We start from the raw sequence: 20,561 nt of genomic DNA, 5'->3' as shown, positions 1-20,561 counted from the left end.
TCCTCCCTAGCCGTGGAACCTGAGTACGGTGGTGAACCCCTGCGTGCCGTCGGCGACGCCGGTGCCGACCAGCGTCGTGGCGGGTTCCTTGCGCCCGAAGCCGGCGGAGTACCAGCCCAGCGGCGGTTCGCTCTCGCCGCGGTGCGCCTGCCAGTTCAGCCGCGCGGGCAGGTCGAGCTCCGCGGAGCGCTCCTCGCCGTCGCCGGCCCAGGTCAGCCGCGCCCGGTTCCCCTCCAGCTCCGCGGTGACCGCGGGACCGAGGTGGAAGGCCAGGCGTACGTCCCGGTGCGGGCCGCGCACCTCGTCGAACACGGTCAGCTCCCGGCTCCCGGCCGCCAGTTCCACCAGGCGGCGGTGCACCGAGTCCTGGTAGCCGTCGTGCTCGGCGCACCAGCGGGACGTCCCCCCGGCCGGGGCACCGGAGGTGTCCGCGACCAGGACGCGGCTGCGGGCGTGCCGGGTCCACAGGAACGGGCCGCCGGAGACGGACTGGTCACCGCCGTCGAGTTCCAGGGTGTTGTGGCCGAGGGTGGAGCGGAAGTACCGCCGCCACTCGGGCTGCCCGTGGTAGCAGAACGTGCCGGGGTCGGCGAGCACGTCGACCCCGTCGTGCCGGACCTCAACGGACAGCGCGTCGGCGTGGGCGTGCGCGGCGATGGACAGGAATCCGTGCGGGCCCCCGTCGCAGCGGACCCAGATCTCCTCCGGCCCGCGCAGGATGGTCATGCCCGCGTCGGCGAAATGGGCGGGCCGTTCCGCGGGGCGGGACACGGCCGGTGCGGTGTCCTTCCTCGCGTACGGCTGGATGAACGCGGCCAGCAGCGGGGTGCGCACGTCGGTGCCGGTCACCGCCGGCCACCAGTCGAGCCGGCCGAACACGGCCTCCCCCGTGGCGAGCAGCGAGGCCCAGCGGTCGGTGCCCGCGCCGTCCACGATCAGACCGTGCCCGTCGTCCGCGTCGCCCTGACGCGGCGGCCGCAGCCGGTTGTCCACGACGGCCGCGAGCGCGTCCGTCATGCGCAGCAGCACGAGCCGGACCGTGGCGGGGACCTGAACGCCCGCCGCGTCCGCCTCGGCCACCGCGGCCAGGCCGAGTTCGAGCACCAGGCCGTGGTACTCGGTGGCCAGCTCGCGGTTGAGGCCGGAGAGGAACGTGTTGCCGCGCAGCTCCCGTTCCAGCGACCGCAGGGCGTCGGAGCGCCAGCGAGCCGAGGAGGGGAACCAGCCGAACGCGCAGGCCGCGGCGAACTGCCCGGCGGTCTCGGCGATGACGTGGTTGTTCGCCGAGGACCCGCGGCTGGGGAAGGCGGCCAGCCAGCGCTGGTGGTGCCAGATCTGGTTCAGCGCCACCGGGTTGTCCTCGAAGAGGGCGGCCGCGCCCTGCCAGCCGTCGAGCAGCCGGCGGACCCACACCCAGGACAGCAGCCGGATGCCCAGCTCGATGCCGCTGGTCCAGTGCACCCCGCGCAGCGGCGGGTTGGCCTCCCACCACGACCGCAGATGCCCGGCCACCCGCTCGGCGTACCGCTCGTCCCCGGTGACCGCGTAGGCGGCGGCCAGCACGGTGAGGTACTGGTGCCGGGACGGCTCCCAGATCTGCTTGATGTCCCCGACCGCGTCCTCGTCGCGGTACGGCACGTCGAAGGCGTACACCTGCGGAGCCCGGCGTCCGGTCTTCGGGTCGTACGACCAGTCGGGGTCGGTCAGGTCGTCGCGTTCCACCCCGAAGAACTCGGCGTGCCCGTCCATCAGCCGGTCCGCCTCGGCGACCAGACGCTTCGCGGCGTCCGGCGGCACCGCGGCGAGAGTCCCCGCGGGCAGCGACGCGGTGAACCGGGCGCCGGTCACGCCCGGGCAGTCCGGCGGCGCCGCACGCCACCGCCGCCTGCGCACCGCGTCGCCCGCCCGGCCGCCGACCTCCCGCGGGCCCATCCGGGACAGACGGCGCAGGTACCAGCCCGCGCTCATGGTCATCGAGTCGCCGCCAACGTCACCGGCGCGCCGCCGGCCAGGCCGGTCTGCACGGCGAGGGTGGCCGCGGTGGTGGCGACCAGCGACTCCAGCGGCACCGGCATCGGACCGCCGGTCCGAACGGCCTTGACGAACGCGGCCAGTTCGGCCGACTGGCCCTTGTCCCGGGCCTTCGGCAGCCGCGAACTGACCCACCGCTTGCGGCCGTAGACAGAGGCACGGACGAAGTCGTCGAGCCGCAGCACCTTGCCGTCCGCGACGAGGTCCAGCGTCTCCTTGGGGAAGCCGGGCGCACCCGTGGTGACGTAACTGATGGTGGCGGTGGACTCGTCCGGGTAGCGCAGGACGATCTGGAGGTCCTCGTTGCCGGACGAGGCGACCGCGTACACGGAGACCGGATCGGCGTCGAGCAGCCAGCTCGCCGTGTCGATGAAGTGTCCGCCCTCGCCGGCGAACCGCGAGCCCTCGGTGCCCTGCTGGAGGTACCAGCTTCCCTGCGTGAGCCGGCCCGCGTTGACCAGATAGCGCAGGCTCGCCGGACCGGTCCGGGCGCCGAACTGGTTCCTGGCCTCCTGGAGGAGCGGCGAGAACCGGCGGTTGAAGCCCACCTGGAGCCGGTCGTTGCCGGACTCCTCCACCGCCGCGAGCACCCCGGCCAGCTCCTCCTCGGTGAGGGCCAGCGGCTTCTCCACGAACACGGTCTTTCCGGCGAGCAGGGCCTGCCGGGTGAGTTCGGCGTGCGAGCTGTGCCGGGTGACCACGAACACCGCGTCGATGGACTTGTCGCCGAGCACGGCGTCGAGATCGGTGGTCGCCTCGGCGAAGCCGAACTTCCGCTGCGCGTTGGCCGCGGACAGCGCCGTCGTGGTGACGACCGTCGACAGCTCGACGCCGTCGCGCCGCGTCAGATGCGGCAGCAGCATCGACGTGGCGTAGTTGCCCGCGCCGACGAACGCGAGGCGTACCGGCGTCTTCGCGGCCCGGACCGGCGCGGATCCCTCGCCGCCGCTCCGCTTCACCGCGGGCACGGTCAGCACCGGTGCCTTGACCGGGGTTTCCGGCGTGTCCGTCTCCGCGGCCTGCTCCGGGTACCGGAACAGCACGGCCACGGCCTTCAGTTCGCCTTCCTTCAGGCTCCGGTACGTCTCGACGGCGTCGTCGAAGTCGGCGATGTGGGAGATCAGGGGCTCCACGTCGACGCTGCCGCGGGCGGCGAGGTCGAGGAAGCACGCCAGGTTGCGGCGCTCGGTCCAGCGCACATAGCCGATCGGGTAGTCCCGCCCCTCCAGCTCGTACTCCGGGTCGTAGCGACCGGGTCCGTAGCTGCGGGAGAACCGGACGTCGAGCTCCTTCTCGTAGTACGCGTTCCACGGCAGGTCGAGGCGGCACTTGCCGATGTCGACGACCCGCCCGCGGTCGCGGCAGAGCCGGGCGGCCAGCTCGACGGGCTGGTTGCTGCCGCCGCCGGCCGCCAGGTACACCTGGTCCACGCCGTGGCCGCCGGTGAGTTCGGCGACGGAGTTCTCCACGGCCGCGGAGGAGGGATCGCCGCAGGCCGCGGCGCCCAGGCGCTCGGCGAGCTCGCAGCGCGCCGGGTCCGGGTCGACGCCGACGACACGGACGCCCGAGGCGGTGAGGAGCTGCACGACCAACTGCCCGATCAGCCCGAGACCGATGACCAGCGCCACCTCGCCGAGCCGCGACTCGCCCTGGCGGACACCCTGCATCGCGATCGACCCGACGGTGCCGAAGGCCGCGTGCCGCGGCGCGAGACCGTCCGGCACCGGGGCGTAGAGGTTCTTCGGCACCCAGTTCAACTCGGCGTGCAGCGCGTGCTCGTTGCCGGCGCAGGCCACCAGGTCGCCGACCTTCACGTCGTCGATCCCGGCGCCGACCTGCTCGACCACCCCGCACAGCGAGTAGCCCAGCGGTGTGTACGAGTCCAGCTTGCCCATCACCTTGCGGTACGTGGCGGGCACCCCGTTGGTGGCGACGCTCTGCATGACCTTGGCGACCTGGTCCGGCCGGGAGCGGGCCTTGCCCAGCATCGACATGCCGGCCTCGGAGACCTTCATGAGCTCCGTGCCGGTGGAGATCAGCGAGTAGGCGCTCCGTACGAGCACACCGTCCGGCTTGCATCCCGGCACCGGCACGTCGAGCAGCGCCAGCTCACCGCTCTTGTAGTTCTGTACGACCTGTTTCACCGAAGTCCTCTTGTCTCTACTGTCTCTACGCGTTCACGGGAGAGTGCTGGCCGGCCCCGGAGGTCGCGCCGCGATACCAGTACTCGAGGGTCAGCACGTGCCACAGATGCTTGGAGAAGTCCCGCTGCCCGGCGGCGTCCTCGGCGACCATGCGCGCCAGCGCGTCGCGGCGCAGGAGCCCGGACCGGACGAGCTCGCCGTCGTTCACCACCTCGCGCACCAGCGGCGCCAGATCCCGGCTCATCCAGGCCCGCAGCGGGGCGCTGAACAGGCCCTTGGGCCGGTACACGATCTCCCGCGGCAGGACCGAGGCGGCCGCCTCCTTGAGGACGGCCTTGCCCTGCCGTTTGACGATCTTGCGGTCACCGGGCACCGCGAACGCCGCCTTGACCACCTCGACGTCGACGTACGGCACCCGCACCTCGGTCGACGCGGCCATGCTCGACCGGTCCGTGTAGGCGAGGTTCAGACCCGGCAGGAACATCCGGGCGTCGCCCAGGCACATACGGTTGACGAAGTCGTCGAGGTCGTTGTCCTCGTAGACGTCCGCGTGCTCGGTCAGCACGTCCTCGACCGTCCCCGCCAGGTCCGGATCGATCAGGGCGAGCAGCTCGTCCCGGTCGTACATGGTGTAGCTGCGCCGGAACGCGGTCTCCTCCGGCAGATCGGCGAAGGACAGGAACCGCTTCGCGAAGCGCACCGAGCGGTATCCGCGGCGGGCCGAGGCGACCGGCAGCCGGTCCACGGCCGCGGACACGCCGCGCCGCAGGGGCCGCGGGACGCGCTGGTAGCGCAGCGCGATCAGGTTGGCCAGGTGCTTGCGGTAGCCGGCGAACAGCTCGTCGGCGCCCATCCCCGAGAGCATCACCTTGACCCCGGCCTCCCGGGCGGCCGTGCAGATCAGGAAGGTGTTGATCGCGGCGGGGTCGCCGATCGGCTCGTCCAGATGATGTGTCATCTGCGGCAGCAGGTCGAGCACGTTCGGGGCGATCTCGATCTCGTGCAGGTCGACGCCGAACTGCTCGGCCACCTGCCGGGCATAGCGCAGGTCGTCCGGCATCGCCTCGAACTTGGCGTCCTCGGCCCGGAACCCGATCGTGTAGGCGGAGATCCCGGGCCGGTCGCGGGCCGCCAGCGCGGTCAGATAGCTGGAGTCGAGCCCCCCGGAGAGGAAGGTCGCCACGGGCACGTCGGAGAGCAGATGGCGCCGGGTCGACTCCTCGACGACGGCGGCGATGTCCGGCAGGTCGCCGCCGAGGGCACGGTCCCGGCCCTCGGCCGCGACCTCCCGCAGGTTCCAGTACCGGCCGCGCTGCACCCCGCCGTCGGGCCGGAACCGGATCCAGCTCCCCGGCGGCAGCTTCTCCGCCTCGCGGAACGCGCACCGCGAGTCCGGCACCCAGTAGTACAGCAGCGACGCCACCAGCGCCGCGTGGTCCACCTCCAGCGACCCGCCGGTCACGGCGGCCAGCGCCTTGAGCTCGGAGGCGAACACGAGACCCCCGCCGCGCCGGAGCAGGAACAGCGGCTTGATGCCGAGCTGGTCGCGGGCGAGCGTCAGTTCACCGGTCCGCTCGTCGAAGACGCCGAACGCGAACATGCCGCGCAGCCGGGGCAGGCAGTCCGTGCCCCAGCGCCGCCAGGCCTCCAGCAGCACCTCGGTGTCGGAGGTGCCGCGGAAACGCACCCCCGAGGCCTCCAGCTCGGCACGCAGCTCGGGCGCGTTGTACAGCTCGCCGTTGTACGTCAGGACGAGGCCGCCCGAGACCATCGGCTGGGCGCCGGTCTCGGACAGGTCGATGATGGCCAGCCGGCGGTGCCCGAGGTGCACCTCGCCGTCACCGGCGGAGTGGCTGTAGTGGCCCGCCCCGTCCGGTCCGCGGTGGGCGAGTGTCTCGGTGAGCCGGTCGGCCACCGCCTTCCCGTCGGGCCATCGGTAAGTCCCCGCGATGCCACACATGTCCTACCGTGCCTCCTGGTCGCTGTCCGGGACGCGGGCCGCCCAGATCGGCTGCCGCTCCGCCCGCCGGGCCGGCCCGCTCTGCCGGGCCGCCCGCTCGTCCTGGCCGCGCAGCGCGGTGCTCAGCCCGTCCCACAGCGTGCCGTCGGTCCGGTCACGCGGATCGGGGTCGATCAGCACGACACCGATCACCGCGATCCGCTGGTCCGCGAGCTGCCGTGCCACGGTGTGCAGCCAGGCGGAACTGCCGTGCCCGGCCCGTACGACGAGCACGGTCCGCGTGCCGAGGTACTGGAGGTCGGTCCACGCCGTGCCGGGCGCCACCGATCCGACCCCGACCCGGCGGTCCTGGTGCGGCAGGGCCGCGGCATGTTCGCCGCTGACCACCGTCGGGTCACCCTGCTTCGGGCGGCGCTTGGCGAGCTGGGGGCCCGGCAGACCGTCGACGACGACCACCGGCCCGTCCGCCGCCAGCGCCCTGGCGAGGTCCAGGGCGATCGCGGTGGTACCGCGCGCACAGCCCAGTTCGAGCAGCGACACCGGTTCCGCGGAGCCGCGCGCGGTGCGCGCCAGCGACGTGGTGAGCCGTTCGCGTGCCACCCGGACCCGTCGGCGCCGCCCCAGCCTGCCCTTCCGGCGGGGCAGTTCGGCGATGACCGAGGCGCCGAGGCCCGACGCGATCTCCCGGCGCAGCACGGGGCGGTCCGCCACGACCGAACCGACCGCGGCCACCGCGAGACCGAGGACGAGTCCGAGGACGAGTCCGATCGCGCCGTTGGTGGCGGCGGCCTTGGGCAGGGAGCCGCGCACCGCGCTCGGGGCGTCCACGATCTGTGTGCCGGCGATGAGCTGCGGCGTGCCGATGCGCGCCTCCGCGGCGCGCTGGCCGAAGTCGGTGATGCGCGAGGTGAGTTCGGCCCGCCGGGCGAAGAGGGACTCCAGGTCCGCCGACGCCGTCGGCCCGCTCTGCGCCGACGCGTCCCCGATCGCCTTGTTGACCTTGGTGAGTTCGCCCTGCAGGCGGTCACGCTGGTCGAGCAGGGCCTTGGCCTCGGCGTTCGCGGCCGCCCGGATCCGCTTCACATGGTCCGTGACGAACGCGTCGGCCAGCGCCTTGGCACGGGCCTCCGCCTGCGCGTCGCTGTCACCCGTCACCGTGATCTGCAGCAGGTTGTTGGTCAGCCCGATCCCCGAGTAGTCCCGCATGAAGTCCTCCGGCTTCTCCGAAGAGTGGAGGGACTTCAGGGCCTGGTCGGCGATCCGTGTGGTCTGGAGCAGCGCGACGTCGGTGCGGATCAGCGTCCCGGGGTCGTTCGGCTGGTCCTCCTGGTGCGCGACCAGCACCTTGGTCACCGCGGTCGGCGGCGCCGGCAGCAGGACCGCCACCGCCGCGCCCACGAGCAGCCCCAGCAGACCCGCGGCACACCAGAAGCGGCGCCGTCTGCGCACCGCCACCACCAGTGCCTGCAGGTCCAGCAGCGGAGCGGCGGCCGACGACTCCGTTGTCGTACTCGTCGTCACCCTGAACTTCCCTTCACGTCGTGGCCGACCGCGAGCAACGGCGTGGCCGCGTTCCGGGGACGGCCGGCGGACCGCGCCGGAAGGGCGCGGACCATGCCGGCGAGGACGACGCCGACGACCTCGTGCCGGGCGTCCGCGCATGCCTCGGCGATGCCGGCGAGCTCGGCCGCGGTCCAGTTCCCCGGGCTGAGCACGACCAGGGCACCGGACTCGCTGCCGCGGTCCGGGACCAGGGGCTGGGACACCGAGACCCCCACCATCCGCAGTGCCGGATCGCCCTCGGACTCGGCGACGAGCCGGCCGGCGGCCAGGCGGGCGGTCTCGTCACCGTCCGGGACGAGGACCAGCAGCCGCCGGGGGGCGGGCAGCCGGTCCCGCAGACGGGCGCACACCCGCTGGTAGCGGATCTGTCTGCTGACCTCGTCACCCGAGGCCTGCGGGGCCGGGATGTCCCAGCGGACGTCGACGCCCAGCAGCCGGCGGATCCCGGAGCGCGAGCCACCGCTCTCCGGCCGGTGCCCGGGCCGCTCGGCGGGAACGTCGACGGTGCCCAGCAGTTCCGCGTTCAGCGCCGCGGCGATCTCCGGCTGAGTGCGCAGCCGACGGCTCATGCGGGCCGCGGTGAGATGGCCGACGACTCCGAGCAGGAAGAACAGCAGCGCCCCGGCGACGACGAGCTGGAGCCGCGTCGGCGGTGCCTCGCCGGTGGGGCGGGGGGCCGAGCCCATGACGACCATGTTGGCCTTGCGGGCGGAGGGGTCGGCCTCGTCCAGCTTGCTGATGGCCTCCTGCAGCGTGGTGCGCAGCTTCTCCAGCTCGGTGCGGGCCTGCACGCCCTCCACGGTCTGCCCGGGATCGGCGGCGTCGGCCAGCTCGGTGATGCGCTTGCTGGTCTGTGTCACCGTCTGCTGCAGTGCCTCGCGCTGCGCCGCGGTGTCGGGGTCGGTGTTGTTGTCCGCGACCCGCGCGGCGAACGTGACGAACTGCCGGGCCACCTGGTCGGCGAGCCGCTGCGCGCGTTCCGGGGTGTCGGCCGTGCCCGAGATCTTGATGATGTTCCCGTCGGCGGTCTTCGCGCCGACCTGGTCCCGCAGCTCGCTCTTGCCGACGCCGGTCCAGTGGAGCGCGTCCGCCGCCGCGTCGACCACCACCGAACTGGTCGCGATCTCCTGCTGGGTCAGCAGTTCGCGTTCCTCCCAGGCGCCGGGCAGCAGGACCGACGCCGACGCCGTGTAGCGCGGCGGGAAGAGCAGCGAGGTGCCGTATCCGATCAGCGCGCCCACCAGGGCGAGCGCGGCGAGGAGCCGCCAGCGCCGACGGATGATCCGGCCGATCGTGACCAGGCGTATCGTGTCATCGTTCAACGGTGCGGCCTCCGCCCTGTGCACGTTCCGGGCCGCCCGCCGGAGCGTCGTCGCCGCAGGCCGCGGCGTAGGCGGCGAGCAGGGACGCCTGCGAGTTCCGCCACGAGAGCGGGCCGCTGATCCGTTCCTGGCCGATCTTGCCCATCAGAGCCCGCTTCTCGGGATCGTCCAGCAGCAGCGCGATGAGCCGCGCGAACTCGCCCTCGTCGTTGGCGGGCGCGTAGACGGCGGCGTCACCGGCGGAGACGCGGGCTTCCCTGAGCTCGAAGGAGACGAGCGGCCGGCCCATCACCATGTACTCGAGGACCTTGTTCATGGTCGACACGTCGTTGAGCGGGTTGTGCGGGTCGGGGGAGAGGCAGACGTCCGCGGTGGACAGGTAGCGCACCAGGTCCGCGTCCGGGATCCGCCCGGTGAACTGCACCTGATCCGCGAGCCCGAGCTTCCGGGACAGCTCCACCATCGCGTCGAAGGTGTCCCCGCCGCCGACGAACACCGCGTGCCAGTCGGTCCGGCCGACCTCGTCGCGCAGCTTCGCGAGGGCCCGCAAGGCGTAGTCGACGCCGTCCTGCGGGCCCATCACACCGAGGTAGCACAGCAGATGGGGCTTGCCGCGCTTCAGCTCCGGCTCGGGCGGCACGGGGTGGAACCGGTCGATGTCGGGTGCGCTGCGCACCACGAAGACGTCCTCCGGCCGCCGGCCGCCACGGCGTACCGCGGTGTCCTTGTAGCTCTCGTTCGTGGCGAGCACGACGTCCGCGGCCCGGTAGGTCATCCGTTCCAGCGCGCACACCCCGCGGTAGAGCAGGTCCTCGCCGCGGCCGAACCGCGAGAGGTACAGCTCGGGCACCAGGTCGTGCTGGTCGAAGACGAACTTAGCCCCGCGCCGCTTCAGCCACCGCGCCGGCAGGAACAGGAGGTCGGGCGGATTGCAGGCGTGCACCACGTCGACCGGACCGATCTTCCGGGCCAGCCGCATGGTGTGCCACAACGCCGATCCGTACTCCCGCAGATAGCCGGCCGGTCCGCCGGTGGCGGCGCGCAACGGGTAGCGGTGGATCCGCACCCCGTCGATCACCGCCTCCGGCTCCGTGTCCCGTTTACTGCCCTGGGGACAGATGACGTGCACCGTCCAGCCCGCGTCGCGCAGGGTCGTGCATTCCTGCCACACCCGTCGGTCGAACGGCACCGACAGGTTCTCCACCAGGATCAGCGCGCGCCGGCTTGGCCGGTCGCCGCTGGTCGATTCACCAAGCAAGGCCCATGTATCCCGGTTCGGCCCGGCGCGCGTCGGCGTCGGGGAGATGGATGAGGTCGACGATCAGCGGACCGTCACCGTGGGGCAGCGCCGACAGCACGGCCGGGTCCTTCGTCCCGACCAGGCACACCTCGGCGTGTTCGAGCACCTCGTCGACGGAGTCCGCGAGAAGCTGCGCGAGGTGCGGCAGCCGGGTCTCGATGTACTCGCGGTTCGCGCCGAGCAGCCGGGAAAGGCTCACGTTGGCGTCGTGGATCCGCAGGTCGTACCCCTTGCCGAAGAGCCTCTCCGCCAGTTCGACGAGCGGGCTCTCGCGGAGGTCGTCGGTGCCGGGCTTGAAGGACAGCCCGAACAGGCCCACCTTGCGCTTGCCGGTGCGTTCGACCATCTCCACAGCGCGCTGCAGATGGTCGGCGTTGGAGGGCAGCACGTGGGACAGGATGGGCACCGACACGTCGGCCCGCTGTGCCGCGTGGACCAGGCTCCGCAGGTCCTTGGGCAGGCACGAGCCGCCGAAGGCGAAGCCGGGCCGCAGGTAGGCGGGGCTGATGTTCAGCTTGCGGTCGGCCAGGAACACGTCGATCACCTGGTGCGAGTCCACCCCGAGGGCCTGGCACACCGCGCCCAGCTCGTTCGCGAAACCGATCTTGAGGCCGTGGAACGCGTTGTCCGCGTACTTGATCGCCTCCGCCACCGGGATCGGCACCCGGAACACCTCGCCGGGCAGCCCCTCGTACAGAGCCGCCACCACGTCGCCGCTCGCCGCGTCGAGTTCGCCGATGACGGTCTTCGGCGGGTCGAAGAAGTCCCGCACGCTCGTGCCCTCGCGCAGGAACTCCGGGTTGACCGCGACCCCGACGTCCACGCCGGCCGTTCCGCCGACGTACTTCTCCAGGATCGGCAGCAGCAGGTCCAGGCAGGTGCCCGGGAGCATGGTGCTGCGGAACACGACGGTGTGCCGGCCGCCCCGCTCGGCCAGCGCGGCACCGATCTCCTCGGTGACCCGCTCCAAGTACGTGGTGCACAGGCTGCCGTTGGGCTCCGAGGGCGTGCCCACGCAGATCAGCGACACCTCGCTGTTCGCGATCGCCTCACGGACGTCGGTGGTGGCGCGTAAGGCCCCGCTCCCCACGACGCCGGCGACGAGCTCGCCGATCCCCTCCTCGACCACCGGGGCCTTGCCGTCATTGACCAGGTCGACCTTCACCTGGTTGACGTCCACCCCGATGACCTCGTGGCCCTGTCCGGCCAGGCACGCGGCCGACACACAGCCCACGTAACCGAGCCCGAAAACGCTGACCTTCATGACCCGTTCCTCCCCCAGGGCAGACCCTTGCGGCCTGCCGTACACGTGCCCGCCGGACGACACCCTCCGCGCATCAATAGGCCCCCTGCCCGTAGAGCACCGCACGCAGCGTCTTCCACAAGATCACTGTGTCGAGGGCGAGCGACCAGTCCTCCACGTACCGCAGGTCCAGCCGCACCGCCTCCTCCCACGACAGGTCGCTGCGCCCGCTGATCTGCCACAGGCCGGTGAGCCCGGGCTTGACCAGCAGCCGCCGCCGGATGTCCGGGCCGTACGCGGCGGACTCCTCCGGTAACGGAGGCCGCGGACCGACGAGTGACATCGATCCGGTCAACACGTTGAAGAGCTGCGGGAGTTCGTCGATCGAGTACCGGCGCAGCACCGCTCCGACACGGGTCACCCGCGGATCCCGGCGGACCTTGAACAGCAGGCCGGCGCCCTCGTCGAGGCCGGCCAGTTCCGCACGTGCCTTGTGGGCCCCGGAGACCATGGTGCGGAACTTGAGAATCGTGAACTCGCGGCCGTTCTTGCCGACCCGGCGCTGGCGGTAGAACGCCCCGCCCCGGCTGTCCAGCAGCACGAGCAGGCCGACGAGCACCATCAGCGGCGCGAACAGCAGCAGCAGGACGGCCGCGCCCAGCCGGTCGACGACCACCTTGACCGCTCGGCGGCCGCCGGTGAAGGTCGGCATGCTGACCCGCAGCAGTGGGATCCCGAGCACCGCGTCGACGTGCAGCCGCGGACCGGCCACCTCCATCAGCACGGGGGCCACGACCATCTCCGCGTCGCTGCCCTCCAGGTTCCAGGCCAGCCGTTGCAGCCGGTCCGGCGACCAGTGCGGGTCCGGGGTGACCGCGACGACGCGGTAGCCGTCGCGGTGCACATGGTTCGCGACGTCCGCCAGCCGGCCGACGACCGGCACCCCGTCGAGGTGGTCACCGTCGAAGCCGTGGCCGTCCGTCGTGCAGACCGCCTCCACCCGCCAGCCGAGGTGCGGGAACTTGCGGGTGCGGGTGACCAGATCGCGCACGGTGGCCGGGCTGCCGGCTGCCAGCACCGGTCGCAGACACCGGCCTTCCTTCCGCTGCTTGTGCAGCCACAGACGCAGCAGATAGCGCACGGTCATGGTCACGATCGCGATCGCGGGGATCGCGACGAAGATCCAGAGTTTGATGTTGCGCGAGGTGAGGGCGATCCCGCCGAGCGCCAGGACCACGGTCGCCGCGAACAGCGAGCGTCCCAGCCGGCGGAATTCCTCCGCGCCCTGGCCTAAGACGGCCGGAGCCCAGGAACGGCTCACCGCCAGTGCCCCCAGTACCAGCAGCTCGGTGCCGAACGCGAGTATGCCCCACTTCTCATGCCAGTTGGCCGCGTCCCGGGCACCGAAGAAGTTGCCGATGGACGCCACCACGAAGGCCGTGGCGACCATGTCACTGGTGATCACGGTACGGCGGTACCGCTGCTCCCAGTCGGTCGCAGGCTGATGCATCGGCCCGTCCGTCAGACGCTCGCGCGCAGACGGAAACGGACGTACTAGTCCCCCTTGCCGCACAGAACCCCCCAGGTTCCAGTGGTTCGACGTGTTCGCCTAACACTGTTTCTCGCCCCGGGAGGCACCCCCGCCCCCCGCGCCGCGCCGCGCTGTTCCTCCCCCGGGAGGCCCCCGCCTCCCGCGCCGCGCTGTGTGTCCGGAAACCCGTCGAGAACCCGGGTGCTCCCCGCACCCGAACCCTTCAGGGCTGCAAGGACCGACCACCCCCACGTCTGGCGTCGAGGAGGCCAATGCTGGCATTCCTCGCGCCGGACCTATAGATCATTATTGGTCGCCTCATGTCCGAACAGCTGAAGCACGGTCAATCTAGACCATCAGGGCCGGTATGAAGAGGGGGATGTGTGGAATTTGTGTTCAAGATTTGGTGCCGGTTCCGCCGACGGTTGTCCCCCTCCGGGCGCTTTGACCCCACCGTGCGCTTGAGCAGCACTTCCGCGTGCGGGTGGGCGATGATGATCGACGAGCCTCAACAGGCCTTCCACAGCGCACAGTTCGGCAAACCGGCCGATGCGGAACCGTCCCGCTCGACGTCGATCAGAGCCAGTCGCGCCGTTTGAAGACGACGTACAGGCTCGTGCACACCACCGCCATAAGGACGATCGCGAAGGGGTAGCCCAACACCCAGTGCAGCTCCGGCATATGACGGAAATTCATACCGTAGATCGTCCCGACCAGGGTCGGGGCGAAGAGAATCGCCGCCCAGCTCGAGATCTTCTTGATCTCCTCGTTCTGTTCGAAGCCCGCTTCCGCCAACGCCCGCATCTCGGCGTTCTGTTGCTGGGTGACGAGCGTCGCGTTGACCGTGAGGATGTCGGTGAGGGCCTGGCGGAAACCGTCCACCCGCTCGCTGGTGTGCGTGACGTGGTCGGCGACGTCGCGGAGGTAGCGCTGGAGCTCCTCGTCCGTGCGGTACTTGGCGAAGCCGGCCATCAGGCTGTGCAGCATGCCGACCAGCGGGCGGGTGGCACGCTGGAACTCGACCATCTCGCGGGAGAGTTCGTAGATGCGGCGGGACACCGCGGGGTCGCCGCGAAAGACCTCGGTCTCGATCTCGTCGATGTCGTTCTGGACGCCGGCGACCACCGGGACGTAACCGTCGACGACCGAGTCGAGGATCGCGTAGAGGACGGCCTCCGGGCCGAGCCGCAGCAGTTCCGGACTGCCCTCCATACGGCGGCGCACCGCCGAGAGGTCCGGTGCCGCGCCGTGCCGGACCGTGATCACGAAGTCCGGTCCCACGAACACGTGCAGCTCGCCGAAGTCGACCTCCTCGGCCGCGTCCAGATAGCGGGCCGCGCTCAGGACGACGAAGAGTGTCTCCCCGTAGCGTTCCAGCTTCGGACGCTGGTGCGCCTCCATCGCGTCCTCGACAGCCAGCGGATGCAGATCGAACTCGGCTGCCAGTGAATGGAGTTCGGCCGCCGTCGGACGCGCCAGGCCGATCCACGCCATGCCGTCCGGCTGCTCGCGCAGCGCGCGGAAGGTCTCGGCCAGCGACGCGGGCGTCGACACCCGTACCCCGTCGCGGTACAGCGCGGACTGGACGACGCTGACGACCTCGGTGGGCTCCGGCGCGGGAGGCACCTCCCGAGGCGGCGTGTTCCGCGGGGGCGGCGCGGACGGCGGCGTCAGGGCGCGCCGCCAGAGCGACCTCCGCGCGGCCCCCGGGTGCTTCCGGCCCCCGGGGCTCGCGGAGCCCTTCGCCTCCCCGGAGCCGTCCGTGTCCCCCGGGCCCCTCCGGTCATCCGAGGCTGAGCGGGCGCGTCGCTCGGACATCGCGGCTGCCTCCAGGGTCGAACGTACGTCTGCGCGATCTCCGAGCAGGATATACGGGGCAAACGGCCCGCGTACCCTCACCGGCCGGGGATCCGGGAGGCATGCCGGGCGGGAGTTGCGGACAGAGGGTGTCCGCGAGGGGGGTTAGCGTGCCGGGTATGACGAAGACGACCGCGACGGCCCCCGTGCTCGGCACCCGCGCCCTCAACCGCGCGACCCTCGACCGTCAGCTCCTGCTGCGCCGCTCCCCGATGGCCGCGACGGCCGCCGTCGAGCACCTCCTCGGCCTCCAGGCGCAGAACGTGAAGCCGCCGTACTACGCTCTCGCGGCTCGCCTGGACGGCTTCCGGCCCGAGCACCTGTCGACGGCCATGGAGGCACGCGACGTCGTCCGCATCGTCACCATGCGCTCCACCATCCACACGCACACCGCCGACGACGCACTCACCCTGCGTCCGCTGGTCCAGGCCGCCCGCGACCGGGAGCTGGGCCAGTTCCGCAAGGGGCTCACCGGCGTCGACCTGGACCGGCTCGCCGCGATCAGCCGCGAGTTGGTGGAGACCGAACCGCGCACCATGAAGCAGCTCCGGGAGGCACTGCTCGCCCAGTGGCCGGAAGCCGACCCGTTCGCGCTCTCCGTCGCGGCCCGCTGCACCCTGCCCCTCGTCCAGGTCACCCCGCGCGGTCTGTGGGGCCGCAGCGGCCAGGTCGCCCTCACCACCGCCGAGCACTGGCTGGGCCGCCCCGCCGAACCCGCCCCCGCGCCCGACGCGACCGTGCTGCGCTATCTCGCTGCCTTCGGCCCCGCCTCGGTCAAGGACATGCAGACCTGGGCCGGCCTGACCCGGCTCCGCGAGGTCTTCGAGCGGCTCCGGCCCGCTCTGGAGGTGTTCCGCGACGAGAACGGAGGGGAGCTCTTCGACCTGCCCGACGCGTCCCGGCCCGACCCGGACACCCCGGCCCCGCCCCGCTTCCTGCCCGAGTTCGACAATCTGCTGCTGTCCCACGCCGACCGCTCCCGGGTCGTCCCCGCGGACCTCAAGGGGCGTACGTGGCAGGGCAATCAGGCCTACCGCACCCTGCTCGTCGACGGTTTCGTGTCCGGCCTGTGGAAGCTGGAGGAGGGCGCGCTGGTCGTCGAACCCTTCGGCACGCTCACCGGGGCGCGGCGGGACGAGGTCACCGCGGAGGGGGAGCGGATGCTCACGGCGATGCACGCCGGAGAGGAGTACGACATCCGGTTCGGCACGGTCGCACGGTCCTGAGATGCCGGCGGACGGGGGGCGTCGCGGGGAAGCCGTCCGCCGGCAGGTAGTGAGGGACGTGTCCTTGGATGAGGGGCGTTGCGGACCGCTCGTGGAGGCTCGCAACGCCCCTCGGCTTTTACCTGAGGGGTACTCAGGAGATCATCGGTTCCTACGAGTCGACCTGCTCGGTCACCAGGCTGGAGAACGTCGCCAGGCGGGTGTACACCCCCGGGTAGCCGGCCTCCGCGCAGCCCTCTCCCCAGGAGGTGATGCCGGCCAGCACACCGTTGATGAGCAGCGGGCCGCCGCTGTCGCCCTGGCAGGTGTCGACGCCGCCGGCGTCGAAACCGGCGCAGACCATGTCGGAGGCCACGTAGTTGGAGCCGTACGAGGCCGCGCAACTGGAGTCCGACACGATCGGGACGGTCGCGGTGCGGAGCTGGTTGGAGGACGTGCCGTTCTCCGAGGTGGTGCCCCAGCCGACGATGCGGGACTCGGTGCCGGCCGTGTACAGGCCGGTGTCGGAGCCCGACACGTACGGTGCCGGGGTGTACGGCATCGGCGTGGACAGAGTCAGCACGGCCACGTCGTCGCCGTCGGTGGCGTCGGTGTAGTCGGGGTTGATCCAGATCTTGCCGACCGTGCTGACGGTGCCGTCCGTGCCGTTGAGGAAGGTCCTCCCGCCCACCACACGGACGCTGGCGGTGGTCTCGCCCGACATGCAGTGGGCCGCGGTCACGACCTTGTCGGCGGCGACGAGGGTGCCGCCGCAGAACTGGTTCTGCCTGGCGTCGGTGATCTGCATCATGAACGGGTACGCGGTCGTCGTGGTCGTCGTGCCGCCGACGATGGGCTGGGGAACGGCGGCGGCGGACGGGGCGCCGAGCAGCGTGGTCGCGGCTGCCGCGGCGGTCGCCGCACAGAGGGCTGCGCTGTTCTTGAGGCGGATGAGCCCGAACATCGGTCTCCTTGAAAGTTGCCGGTGGGGGGACGCGCGGGTGTGTGTGGGGGAGTCACGACGCCTCTGGATGGGGTGTCGTAGGCCCGAGCGAGCGGCACGCCCACACGCTAGGGGGTGTGACCGCTCTCCCCCAATGAGGGAACCCCCTAGTGGAGACGGGGGAGGGAAAACCCTTGCGGGGCGCGGGCCGTGTTTGACGCGGGCACCGGACGGCCGGTCCCGGCCAGGGGGCCCCGCCCGTCCGGCGCACGTTCACCCGAAGGAGTCACCCAGCAGCCATACCGCCCTGGCCGGGAGCTCTACCGCTGTCGGCGGGAGCGTCACCGTTCCGGCCCGCAGTCTCACCGGTCCGGCCGCTTCCGGCGTGCCCCGCGTCACTGTTTCGGCCAGCGCGGCCTCCGGGCCCGCACCGTCTCCGGGCCCGCACCGCCTGCCTCCGGGCCAGCGCGGCTTCCGACGGCCGGGTCGGATACGACCCGGCGCTTCCGTCCGGGCGTCCCCGCCCGGCAGGGCGGTTCCCCAGGCGCCGGGGGAGGGTCAGTCGGGCCTGCGTTCCGCCGCCAGCCGCACGATGTCGACCCGCGACCGGATCCCCAGCTTCCGGTACACCCGGGTGAGCGTGGCCTCGACGGTCTTGACGCTGATGAACAGGCGCCCGGCGATCTCACGGTTGGTGGCGCCCTCCATGACCAGGGCGGCGACCTGACGTTCCGTGGCCGCGAGGGTGTCGAGGGCGGCGGGCGCGAGGGGCGGCGCGGCCGGCGGGTGCGCGGTGGCCGCCTCCACCTGCCGGAGCCAGGGCAGCGCGCGGCACCGGCGGAACAGCCGGGCCGCCTCGTCGTAGGAGGCGGGTCCCGGCCCGGTCGCACCGCCCGGTCGAGCGGACCCGGGAGCGTGCGGGAAGGTGCGCAGCCCGGCGAGGGCGTACGCGGCCCGGGCCTCCTCCAGGCCGTAGCCCAGCTTGCCCAGGCGGTCCTGCGCGGAGGCCAACTGGCGCTCCGCGGGTCCCTGTTCGCCGCGGGCGGCCCGGACCAGCGCCTCGGCGCGGTCGAGCACGGCGAGCACGCTCTCGCGCTCCAGCCGCAGCGCGCGCCTGCGGGTCACGTCGATGACGTCCTGCGCCTCGGCGGTCTCGCCGATCCTGACCAGGGCCTCGGCAAGGTCCCCGTGCCAGCGGCCCCGGGCGGGGTCGATGACACCGAGGCTCTCCTCCAGCTCCCGGACCCGGCGCAGGGAGTGGACCGCGGCCGACGCGTCCCCGGCGACGAGCTGGGCGTGCCCGAGGGCGCCGAGGGCGCGGGAGAGGTAGACCAGGTCGCCGTCCTCCTCGGCGCGGTCCACGGCCTCGTGGGCGAGCGAGAGCGCGCGCCCCACGTCACCGCCGGCCGCCTCGGCGAGCGAGGTGAACATGGCGGTGGCCGCCTCGCCGATGCCGGTGTCCCGGGCCAGCCGCAGGCTCTCCCGGGCCAGATCGAGCGCGCGGCCGCAGTGACCGGAGCGCAGTTCGGTCTCGGCGAGGCCGCGCAGGAAGTGCAGTTCGCTCTCGACCATGCCGCGCCGCTGCACCTCGCGCAGCAGCGCGGTGATGGCGGTGCGGGCCTCGGCGAGCCGGTCGCCCATGATGAGCCAGCGGAAGCGGGCGGCGCCGGCCCCGTTGTGGTCGCAGGCGACCCGCGGGTCCTGAGGCTCGCGCATGGCCCGCTGGATGGTCGAGGGCGCGTCCGTGTGTCCCATCAGGGTCTCCATCTGCGCCTGGAAACCGAGTGCGAGGAGTTCGGTGCGCCGGTCGCCGGCGCGCGCCGCGAGCCGGGCGGCCCGGGCGGCCTCCTCGCGGGCCTTGGTCATCTCGCCGTCCATCAGCAGCGCCCGCCAGGCGAGCTGGTAGCGGACGAGGGCGACGAGGCCGGGGTCGTCGCCCGCATCGGCGAGCGCCTGCGGGAAGACGGCGTCGATCTCGGCCATGGCCTGTCCGGCGGAGTCGACGACGACCATCCAGGCCCGGACCCGTTCGGCGGGGGCGGTGGCTCGTGACAGCACCTGGCGAGCGATGTCCCGGGCGAGGTCCGTCTCCCCGGCCGTCAACGCGTCCTCGGCCGCCTGGAGGCGCCGTTCGTCCGCGCCCGGCCGGGTGCCGGCCGGGGTGTGCCGGGCGGCGAGCAGCCCGAGTCCGACGGCGACGGAAGGAGCGCCGCGGTCACGGGCGGCGGCCGCGGCCTCGCCGAGCCGGTCGGCGACGGCGGGGTCCGTGCCGGTGGTGGCCAGCGCGAGGTGCCGGGCCCGCTCGATGGGATCGGAGGCGGCGCGGGACAGGGCGGAGTGCGCGGCGCGCCGCTCCTGCGCGTCGGCCTCCGCGTACAGGGCGGCCGAGACCAGGGGGTGCGCGAAACGGATGCCCGGTGTCTCCCGTTCGGTGGCGAGAAGCCCGAGGGCGGCGGCCGAGGCCGTCTCCGCCTCCGCGTTCTCCCGGCCCGCGGCGTGCAGCAGGGCCAGGGTCGGGCGGGCGCCGGCGCTCACCACGAGCAGGGTGCGGCGGGCCTCGGCGGACAGCATGTCCAGACGGCTGAGGACGAGCGCCCGCAGTGACGTCGGTACGGGGAGCGGTTCGCCCGGGCTCGGCCGGGTCGGCGACTCGGCGAGGGCACGGCCCAGCTCCAGCGCGAAGAGCGGATTGCCGCCGCTGGTGCGGTGGATGTCGCGCACGGTGGAGCGCGGCAGACCGGTGTAGCCGCGCTGGGCGAGGAGTTCGGCCACCTTGGCGCGGGCCAGCGGGGCGACCCGCAGGGCCAGGGTCTCCGGCACGGACGCGCGGAGGAAACGGTCGTGGTCCTGTGCCTGGGGCTCGGTCTCCGTGCGGACCGCGGTGAGCATGCGGACCGGTGTGCCGCCGAGCCGGCGGGCCGCGAAGCCGAGGAGTTCGGCGCTGGCCGGGTCGAGCCACTGGAGGTCGTCGGCGACGATCAGCACCGGCCCGCGCGCGGCGAGGGCGCGGAAAGCCGACAGCACCGCGAGCCGCAGCGCCAGACCGTCGCGCTGGAGGGTGGACTCACCGCGGCCGGTGAGCGCCGACTCCAGGGCGGTGCGCTGCGGGGCGGGCAGCCGGTCGGCTATCTCGTCGACGACCAGACCGAGGAGGTCCGCCAGCGCGAGGAAGGGGAGATGGGATTCGGACTCGGTGGCCGAGCAACGCAAGACGGTCCGCGCCGATTCGGCGCATTCGGCGGCCAGCGCCCGCAGAACGGTCGACTTTCCTATTCCGGCGGGCCCGTGGACGAGCACACTGCCACCGTCGGAGAGCTGATCGCGTGCCGCGGCGAAGAGTTCCTCCCGGCCGATGACCAGGTCGGGGCGCGGTCTCGCAGGTTCTCTGAAGTCCCCTCGCACGGTCACCGCTCCCCTCGTGTGTCGTGTCCTGGCCAATATTAGGCAACGTCTCTTTGAATT

General features: G+C 72.4%; 11 protein-coding genes and 1 pseudogene. 1 reads left to right on the top strand and 11 read right to left on the bottom strand.

The features are described from left to right. Positions 1-6 precede the first annotated feature (6 nt). The 9 genes and pseudogenes from ACWEBX_RS11625 to ACWEBX_RS11585 form a co-directional block, all read right to left on the bottom strand. Complete coding sequence (locus tag ACWEBX_RS11625; protein WP_451884685.1) at positions 7-1,974, bottom strand: alginate lyase family protein; 1,968 nt, start codon at positions 1,972-1,974, stop codon at positions 7-9. Further along, positions 1,971-4,175 carry a bi-domain-containing oxidoreductase gene (locus tag ACWEBX_RS11620; protein WP_451884684.1) on the bottom strand — a complete coding sequence of 735 codons (2,205 nt, stop codon included), beginning with the start codon at positions 4,173-4,175 and terminating at the stop codon, positions 1,971-1,973. Before ACWEBX_RS11620 ends, ACWEBX_RS11625 begins: the two co-directional genes overlap by 4 nt. A 25-nt stretch (positions 4,176-4,200) precedes the next feature. Further along, positions 4,201-6,135, bottom strand: coding sequence for an asparagine synthase (glutamine-hydrolyzing) (gene asnB / locus ACWEBX_RS11615; protein WP_451884683.1), 1,935 nt, complete (start codon positions 6,133-6,135; stop codon positions 4,201-4,203). A gap of 3 nt (positions 6,136-6,138) precedes the next feature. After that, a complete protein-coding gene (locus tag ACWEBX_RS11610) occupies positions 6,139-7,656 on the bottom strand; it encodes a Wzz/FepE/Etk N-terminal domain-containing protein (protein ID WP_451884682.1) in 1,518 nt (505 codons plus the stop codon). Then, positions 7,653-9,020: a Wzz/FepE/Etk N-terminal domain-containing protein gene (locus ACWEBX_RS11605; protein WP_451884681.1), complete on the bottom strand. Its 1,368-nt coding sequence runs from the start codon at positions 9,018-9,020 to the stop codon at positions 7,653-7,655. The genes ACWEBX_RS11610 and ACWEBX_RS11605 overlap by 4 nt, the downstream gene beginning before the upstream one ends. Next, positions 9,017-10,278 (bottom strand): annotated as a pseudogene (locus ACWEBX_RS11600) (glycosyltransferase family 4 protein). The gene ACWEBX_RS11605 and the pseudogene ACWEBX_RS11600 overlap by 4 nt, the downstream one beginning before the upstream one ends. Next, on the bottom strand, positions 10,268-11,584 hold the full coding sequence (locus ACWEBX_RS11595) for a nucleotide sugar dehydrogenase (protein ID WP_451884680.1): 1,317 nt from the start codon (positions 11,582-11,584) through the stop codon (positions 10,268-10,270). Before ACWEBX_RS11595 ends, ACWEBX_RS11600 begins: the two are co-directional and overlap by 11 nt. Positions 11,585-11,657: 73 nt before the next feature. Further along, on the bottom strand, positions 11,658-13,136 hold the full coding sequence (locus tag ACWEBX_RS11590) for a sugar transferase (RefSeq protein WP_451884679.1): 1,479 nt from the start codon (positions 13,134-13,136) through the stop codon (positions 11,658-11,660). A 534-nt stretch (positions 13,137-13,670) separates the two neighbouring features. Beyond that, positions 13,671-14,912 carry a CorA family divalent cation transporter gene (locus tag ACWEBX_RS11585; protein ID WP_451884678.1) on the bottom strand — a complete coding sequence of 414 codons (1,242 nt, stop codon included), beginning with the start codon at positions 14,910-14,912 and terminating at the stop codon, positions 13,671-13,673. A 158-nt stretch (positions 14,913-15,070) separates the two neighbouring features. Between ACWEBX_RS11585 and ACWEBX_RS11580 the strand changes: the two genes are divergently transcribed. Beyond that, entirely contained in the window at positions 15,071-16,177 is a 1,107-nt protein-coding gene (locus ACWEBX_RS11580; protein WP_451884677.1) for a winged helix DNA-binding domain-containing protein, read from the top strand. A gap of 151 nt (positions 16,178-16,328) precedes the next feature. On the opposite strand, the gene ACWEBX_RS11575 is transcribed toward ACWEBX_RS11580, so the two are convergent. Together ACWEBX_RS11575 and ACWEBX_RS11570 are read right to left on the bottom strand one after the other, a co-directional pair. Continuing rightward, positions 16,329-17,120, bottom strand: coding sequence for a S1 family peptidase (locus ACWEBX_RS11575; RefSeq protein WP_451884676.1), 792 nt, complete (start codon positions 17,118-17,120; stop codon positions 16,329-16,331). A 537-nt stretch (positions 17,121-17,657) separates the two neighbouring features. Further along, on the bottom strand, positions 17,658-20,507 hold the full coding sequence (locus ACWEBX_RS11570; protein WP_451884675.1) for an AAA family ATPase: 2,850 nt from the start codon (positions 20,505-20,507) through the stop codon (positions 17,658-17,660). Positions 20,508-20,561: the final 54 nt, after the last annotated feature.

This window comes from Streptomyces sp. NPDC005070 (genome assembly GCF_053600395.1).
The sequence above is the reverse complement of the archived record's forward strand: the minus strand, read 5'-3'. Positions and strand labels throughout refer to the sequence as shown.

Coding starts and splice junctions, on each gene's coding strand:
- ACWEBX_RS11625 (WP_451884685.1), bottom strand. CDS start 1,974: ATGACCATGAGCGCGGGCTGGTACCTGCGCCGTCTGTCCCGGATGGGC.
- ACWEBX_RS11580 (WP_451884677.1), top strand. CDS start 15,071: ATGACGAAGACGACCGCGACGGCCCCCGTGCTCGGCACCCGCGCCCTC.
- ACWEBX_RS11595 (WP_451884680.1), bottom strand. CDS start 11,584: ATGAAGGTCAGCGTTTTCGGGCTCGGTTACGTGGGCTGTGTGTCGGCC.
- ACWEBX_RS11585 (WP_451884678.1), bottom strand. CDS start 14,912: ATGTCCGAGCGACGCGCCCGCTCAGCCTCGGATGACCGGAGGGGCCCG.
- asnB (WP_451884683.1), bottom strand. CDS start 6,135: ATGTGTGGCATCGCGGGGACTTACCGATGGCCCGACGGGAAGGCGGTG.
- ACWEBX_RS11575 (WP_451884676.1), bottom strand. CDS start 17,120: ATGTTCGGGCTCATCCGCCTCAAGAACAGCGCAGCCCTCTGTGCGGCG.